Annotated in this window: 7 protein-coding genes; 3 read left to right on the top strand and 4 right to left on the bottom strand. The window is 63.4% G+C overall.

Going from position 1 to position 6,164, the window contains the following annotated elements:
- Positions 1–433 precede the first annotated feature (433 nt).
- The 3 genes from BMI88_RS14245 to BMI88_RS14235 form a co-directional block, all read right to left on the bottom strand.
- Positions 434–964 carry a flavin reductase family protein gene (locus BMI88_RS14245; RefSeq protein ID WP_168173990.1) on the bottom strand — a complete coding sequence of 177 codons (531 nt, stop codon included), beginning with the start codon at positions 962–964 and terminating at the stop codon, positions 434–436.
- Positions 954–1,304: a ferredoxin FdxA gene (fdxA, locus tag BMI88_RS14240; RefSeq protein WP_078549671.1), complete on the bottom strand. Its 351-nt coding sequence runs from the start codon at positions 1,302–1,304 to the stop codon at positions 954–956. Before fdxA ends, BMI88_RS14245 begins: the two co-directional genes overlap by 11 nt.
- A 62-nt stretch (positions 1,305–1,366) precedes the next feature.
- Entirely contained in the window at positions 1,367–1,969 is a 603-nt protein-coding gene (locus tag BMI88_RS14235; RefSeq protein ID WP_078549669.1) for a superoxide dismutase, read from the bottom strand.
- 86 nt (positions 1,970–2,055) lie between these two features.
- On the opposite strand from BMI88_RS14235, the gene BMI88_RS14230 reads away from it, so the two are divergent.
- Both BMI88_RS14230 and murB read left to right on the top strand, forming a co-directional pair.
- Positions 2,056–2,736 (top strand): metalloregulator ArsR/SmtB family transcription factor, encoded by a 681-nt coding sequence (locus BMI88_RS14230; protein ID WP_246831887.1) that lies wholly within the window; start codon positions 2,056–2,058, stop codon positions 2,734–2,736.
- Complete coding sequence (gene murB / locus BMI88_RS14225; RefSeq protein ID WP_078549665.1) at positions 2,733–3,797, top strand: UDP-N-acetylmuramate dehydrogenase; 1,065 nt, start codon at positions 2,733–2,735, stop codon at positions 3,795–3,797. Before BMI88_RS14230 ends, murB begins: the two co-directional genes overlap by 4 nt.
- A 73-nt stretch (positions 3,798–3,870) precedes the next feature.
- Here murB and BMI88_RS14220 read toward each other — a convergent pair whose 3' ends face one another.
- The gene (locus tag BMI88_RS14220) at positions 3,871–4,893 is read right to left on the bottom strand and encodes a LacI family DNA-binding transcriptional regulator (protein ID WP_078549663.1); all 1,023 of its coding nucleotides are present in this window, start codon (positions 4,891–4,893) and stop codon (positions 3,871–3,873) included.
- Between the two features lie 172 nt (positions 4,894–5,065).
- Here BMI88_RS14220 and iolG point away from each other — a divergent pair, with 172 nt between their 5' ends.
- A complete protein-coding gene (gene iolG, locus BMI88_RS14215; protein ID WP_078549661.1) occupies positions 5,066–6,061 on the top strand; it encodes an inositol 2-dehydrogenase in 996 nt (331 codons plus the stop codon).
- Positions 6,062–6,164: the final 103 nt, after the last annotated feature.

Here is a 6,164-nt window from a genome sequence, read left to right as displayed (position 1 = left end):
CGGGATGGAGCAGCCCGGTAGCTCGTCAGGCTCATAACCTGAAGGTCGTAGGTTCAAATCCTACTCCCGCAACCAAATCTTACGAACCATATCAAACGCTTAGCCTCGCTAACCGCGAGGCTTCTTGCGTTGCGATAAACACCGTGGAAGCAATGTCGAAGCTGATCTTGATCTTGTCCCGTTCCTTCAAGCGGAACACGACGAAGCCCCCTGAGAAAGGGTCGAGATCAAAATTCCCCGAAACGGAGTTAACAAGCCCATCGATCCCTGTTCGGATGTCGACTGGTTGCGTTGCTAGGTAGGCCTTGAACCGGCGAGTGTATCGGAAGGCTTGTGCGCCGCGAACCATTCCGGCACGCCGGTGATGTAGCGGAACGAGGCGCGATAGCCCCAACGGGCGTAATCCGCCCTGACCTCGGGGCTGTCGAAACCGTTACAGCGGGTTGACGGTATTGAACTGACGTCCGTGCCAGACCAGTGGCTTGGCGTTTGCGGAGAGGTCGATCTTCCGCGGGCGTCCGACGAAAAGCACGTGATCGGTCGTCTCGATCTCTCCGACGAGGGCGCAGTCCATCGCGGCTACGGCACCGCGCAGGCGCGGGTGGCCGGAGGGCCAGGTGTCCCATGCGCCGTGCTCGAACCGTGTCTCCGGCGCGACCTTGCCGGCAAAGGCATTGGCGACGGCCTGTTGGTCCGCCTGTAACATGGCGAAGGAAAACCCGCCCTGCGCGCGGATCAGCGATGTCAGGCGGGCGCCGGAGTCGATGGAGACCAGCAGCGACGGCGGATCGACCGCCAGCGAGAGCGCTGCGGTGACGGTGCGCCCTACGCGGTCGCTGCCCCGCGCGGCGCTCACAACGCAAACGGTTGCGGCCAGCGCAGACATCGCCTCGCGGAACGCAGCTTGCGTGTTCAGCCCGGCGTCGATCATCGCATCGGAAGCCTGTGAGAGTTCAGTGCTCATGACTGTCCTTTTGTCCCGGCTCGGGCGAGAAATGTGTTTGCAGCTTGTTCGGCACGCCATCCATCTCGTCGGCATTCGCGGGCGGGGTGCCCATCGCGACGATGACAGGCCAGACCTCTGCATATTTACGGTTGAAGTCGACCCAGCCTTCGCCGTCAGGATCGGTGTCGGGGCGGATCGCGTCGGCGGGGCACTCGGGTTCGCAGACGCCGCAGTCGATGCATTCATCGGGGTGGATCACGAGGGTATTTTCGCCCTCATAGAAGCAATCGACCGGGCAGACCTCGACGCAATCCATGTATTTGCAGGCGATGCAGTTTTCGGTGACGACGTATGTCATGGGAAGGGGCTCATGAGCTTGGAAGAGGCCGTGCGCAGATAACGCGCACGGCGTTCGGTGCATCAGGTGAGGTTCGACGCCGCGAACTCGTAATTCGCGAGATTGTCGAGGAAGTTCGTCACGTAGTCCGGCCGACGGTTGCGGAAGTCGACGTAGTAGCTGTGTTCCCAGACATCGAGGCCCAGCAGGGCTGTGCCCTCGCCGGTGGCGAGCGGGTTCACACCGTTGGGCGTCTTGGTCACGCTAAGGCTTCCGTCCGGCTTCTGGATCAACCAGGCCCAGCCCGAACCGAACTGCCCGGTTGCTGCGGCCTTGAACGCCGCTTTGAAATCGTCGACAGAACCGAAATCGGCGATCAGTCGCGACTCGAGTGCGCCGGGGATGCCGCCACCCTGCGGCGAAAGGGCGTTCCAGAAATGGATGTGGTTCCAGTGCTGTCCCGCCTGGTTGAAGATGCCTTCGCGTGCGGGATCGCCGTAAGTGGCGACGACGATCTCCTCCAGAGTCTTGCCCTGAAAGTCGGCGGTCTTCTCGACGAAGCCGTTGAGCGCCGTCACATAGGCCTGATGGTGCTTGTCGTGGTGTAGTTCGAGCGTTTCCTGGCTCATGCCGCGGTCAGCCAGCGCGGAATGGGAAAAGTTCAGTGCGGGAAGTTCGAAAGCCATGTCAGGTCTCCTGCGGGGGTGGTTGCGCCGCAGCCTGCGGCGGGTTAATAAATCAAGTAAGGGCTTTGAAAAATATTGAGGCGAATATGTCAAGCGGTAGCTTGGAAAAATACGCGATGGAAAATTCAGGCTGGTCGCCGCGCTCCGCCTCCGAGCGCATCCTGATGGCGTTGAAGATGCACGGGGCGCTGACCTCGGCGCAGGTCGGGACCCGCCTCGGCATCACCGGCGAGGCCGCGCGGCAGCAACTGCTGAAACTCGCCGAGGACGGGCTGGTCGCAGATGAACGTCGCGCCTCCGGGCGTGGGCGACCTGCGGTTTTTTGGCATCTGAGCGAAAAGGGGCAGGCTCGGTTTCCGGACACGCATGCTGCGCTGACCGTGGAAATTCTGCGCAGCATTTCCGGTGTTCTGGGGGAGGAGGCGCTTGAGCGCATCATCGAGGCCCGAGAGGCGACGACGCAGGCGCTCTACGAGGCGGAAATGACGGGCTGTGGCGATCTGGCTGCACGGGTCGAGAAGCTGGCCGAGCTGCGCAACGCCGAAGGCTACATGGCATCTGCCGAGCGTGATGCGGACGGTACCCTTCTCCTTGTCGAGAACCATTGTCCGATCTGCGCCGCGGCGACTTTCTGTCAGGGCTTTTGTCGGGCCGAACAGGCGGTGTTCAAGGCTGTTTTGGGCGAGGATGTCTCGGTCGAGCGGGTTGAACATATCGTCGAGGGCGGTCGCCGCTGCACCTATGTCATCCGCGACGCCGTGACATGAGCGCGGAGCGGCGGACCGACGTTGCGCGCGCTGGCAGGCCCGGTGCGTGGACGCCCCCCGTCACGCAGTCGCCGACACCGCTGAAGGCAGCGTTCGACTTGGGCCGCCGCAACACGCTGGGCTTGCGGTCGCAGGCCCGGTTCGGCGGGGTGCTGCACACAGAAGCCGAGATCATCGCCGCCGCGCAATATGCCGGGCGTCTCGGCCTGCCGTTTCACCTTCTGGGCGGCGGGAGCAACTGCGTCCTGGCCGAAGAGATCGACGGCGTGGTCGGGATCAACGGATTGCTTGGTCGCAGCGTGACGCGTGCTTCCGATGGTGTGCGCGTCACGGCAAAGGCGGGTGAGAACTCGGATGCCCTGGTGCGCTGGACGGTGGAGCAGGGTATCGGCGGCCTCGAGAACCTTGCCGGGATACCGGGCACTGTCGGCGCGGCGCCAGTCCAGAACATCGGCGCCTATGGAGTGGAGCTGAAAGACTTCGTCGAGAGCGTCGATATTATCGACACGAAGACATGGACCGCTCGACGTCTTTCGGCGCGCGACTGCGGCTTCGCCTATCGGCACAGCCGTTTCAAGGAACGGCCGGGCGTTGAGCTCGTCACCGGGGTCACGCTTCGGCTGCCCACAGATTGGCAGCCGAATCTCGGTTATGCTGGTCTGGCCGGCCTGCCCGGCCCGCTCAGCCCGGACAGGATCATGAAAGCCGTTCTGGCCCAACGCGCGGCGAAGATCCCGGACTGGAGGGACATCGGCAATGTCGGGTCGTTCTTTCACAACCCGATCGTCTCGGTCGCGACCGCACGACGCTTGGCGGACGTCCCGGGGCATCCGGTGCCGGGCGGCGTGAAGCTCTCGGCGGCGAGGCTTCTCGATCTCTGCGGTCTGAAGGGGGGCCACAGGGGCGGTGCCGGATTCTCTGAAGCGCACGCGCTGATCCTCGTGAACCTCGGCGGTGCGACGGTTGAGAACGTCATCGCGCTTGCCGATCACGCCCGAGAGACGGTCCGCGCACGCTTCGGTGTCTCTCTCATGCAGGAACCGGCATTGATCGGGCGCTGAGCCGACATGCGTGCGTCGCACCGCGAATGATCAGCCCTCTATCCCCGTCGACCGATGCGCTTGCCCTCTGGCGTCAGGCGCTTGCGCGGGGGACGAGCTTGCCCTTGAACGCGCGGTCGAAGTCACGGTCTTCGCTGCTTTCGAGCACTTCGACCAGATATTCGGCCATCTCCGTCAGGGGCTGGCGATAGGTGGTCAATGCGTAATTCGGGCTCTGGCATTGCGGCACGTCGTCGAAGCCCGTCACCGCGATATCCTCGGGAATGCGCAGGCCGAGCTTGTGCCGGATCACGTCGATCGCGCCGATGGCGAGCGCGTCGTTCTCGCAGACGAGGATGTCGGGCATTTCGTCGCGCGGGCGATCGGTGAGAATCCGGGTCACGACCTGCTCGGCGAGGATCGGGTCATAGGCGGGCACTTCAGCGAATTCGGGGATGGTCCCGAAACGCCGCTCCCAGCAGCCAAGGAAGGTTTCCTTGCGCAGCAGATGCGCGGAGTAGGTGCGCGGACCCGCGAGGAAGAGCGGGCGGCGATAGCCCTGTTCCGCAACATAGGCGGCGATCTCCTGCATCGCGGCAGCGTCGTCCACCGCGATCGAGATCGTGTCGGGATGGCGCGAGGTGCGCGCGAAGATAATCAGCTTGTGGAATCGTCGGGCGTGCAGAGCGGTCTCGAGAACCTCATCGTCGAACTGAATCCCGATCAGGATCGCGGCATCGACGCGGCGCTGGCTGGCGTTGAGGATCGCATGGCCCGCATCGTCGCGGTCGAGCGTGTTCACCAGAAGCGTATCCCAGCCATGCTTGCGCAGGATGCGCGTCAGCCGCTCCATCATCACCAGTTTATGCGGGTTGGCGAAGTCATCGACCAGCAGCGCGACGAGGTTCGACCGATCCGAGGCCAATGCGGCTGCGCGCAGGTCGGGCACGTAGCCGAGCTTGCTCGCCGCTTCCATCACCTTGGTCCGGGTCTTGGGCGAAATCGACGCGTCTTTCTTGAAGGCCCGGTTGACCGTCCAGCGCGAGACACCGGCAGCTTCGGCGACATCATCGGCGGTGATGTTGTTTTCGAAATTCGGTCTGCGCACGTCGCTCATCGGGATCTCCTCAAAAGCTGACCTATCAGCTTTCTTGCCAGCATACACACAGAAAAGAGCGGCAGCGGAGTCCCGTTTGCACGCGCGTGCAAAAAATTCTTGCACGCGCGTGCAAAACGGATGATGTTAGCGCCAGTCATCGGTCGAATCGGATCGGTTCTGGGAGGAATGCATGTTGAAAGTCGGGTTGCTGGGCGCCGGCCGTATCGGTCAGGTGCATGCGGTAAATATTGCCGGACATCCGGGCAGCACGCTCGTCGCGGTCTCGGATGTGAACGCGGAGGCGGCGCAGGCGCTCGCCGCGAAATACGATGCGAAAGCGGCAGGTTCCGAGGAGATCATCGCCAATCCGGACATCAACGCGGTGCTCATTGCCAGCTCGACCGACACCCATTCGGACCTGATCGAGAAGGCGACCGCGGCGGGCAAGGCAGTGCTGTGCGAAAAACCCGTCGATCTGTCGCTGGAGCGGGCGAAAGCCTGCCTCGAAGCCGTGTCGAAAACCGGCCGGCCGGTGATGATCGGGTTCAACCGGCGCTTCGATCCGAATTTCGGCGCGCTGCGCGCAGCCCTGAAGGCCGGTGAGATCGGCAAGCCTGAGCTGCTCTCGGTCACCTCCTTCGATCCGGCGCCGCCGCCGGTTTCCTACATCAAGGTTTCGGGCGGGCTTTTCCGCGACATGATGATCCATGATTTCGACATGGCGAATTTCATCATGGATAGCGCGCCGGTCAGCGTTCGCGCGGTCGGCTCCTCCATCGTCGACCCGGCGATCGGGGAGGCGGGCGACGTGGATACGGCCGTCGTCACGCTGACCTATGCCGACGGACGCATCGCAGTCATCAAGAACTCGCGCAGGGCCGTCTACGGCTATGATCAGCGGGTCGAGGTTCTGGGTTCGGAAGGGCTGCTGAGCGCGGCGAACATGCTGGAGAACACGGTCTCGAAGTCGACCGTGGCCGGCGTCTCTTCGGCCAAGCCCACCTATTTCTTCCTCGAACGTTACATGCCCGCCTATGCCGCGGAATGGGACGTGTTCGTCACTGCTCTGGCGGAAGGTCGCCCGATGCCGGTGACGCTCGAGGACGGCGTGGCCGCACTCGCGATGGCCGAGGCCGCAACGAAATCCGCCAAGACGGGGGAGGCCGTCGATCTGGCGACGTTCTGAGGCTCTGCCTCGGAACGGACGGAAATCGCAGGCGCGAGGAGGCGCCTGTGGTTCAAAGGCCGAAGGGATCGGTCAGGCCGCATCGAACGCGACATGGAGGGGC

Source organism: Thioclava sp. F36-6 (assembly GCF_002020305.1).
In the GTDB taxonomy this organism is placed as follows: Bacteria; Pseudomonadota; Alphaproteobacteria; order Rhodobacterales; family Rhodobacteraceae; genus Thioclava; species Thioclava sediminum.
This window is presented reverse-complemented; position numbering and strand designations above follow the sequence as displayed.

Coding starts and splice junctions, on each gene's coding strand:
- BMI88_RS14245 (WP_168173990.1), bottom strand. CDS start 964: ATGAGCACTGAACTCTCACAGGCTTCCGATGCGATGATCGACGCCGGG.
- fdxA (WP_078549671.1), bottom strand. CDS start 1,304: ATGACATACGTCGTCACCGAAAACTGCATCGCCTGCAAATACATGGAT.
- BMI88_RS14235 (WP_078549669.1), bottom strand. CDS start 1,969: ATGGCTTTCGAACTTCCCGCACTGAACTTTTCCCATTCCGCGCTGGCT.
- BMI88_RS14230 (WP_246831887.1), top strand. CDS start 2,056: ATGTCAAGCGGTAGCTTGGAAAAATACGCGATGGAAAATTCAGGCTGG.
- murB (WP_078549665.1), top strand. CDS start 2,733: ATGAGCGCGGAGCGGCGGACCGACGTTGCGCGCGCTGGCAGGCCCGGT.
- BMI88_RS14220 (WP_078549663.1), bottom strand. CDS start 4,893: ATGAGCGACGTGCGCAGACCGAATTTCGAAAACAACATCACCGCCGAT.
- iolG (WP_078549661.1), top strand. CDS start 5,066: ATGTTGAAAGTCGGGTTGCTGGGCGCCGGCCGTATCGGTCAGGTGCAT.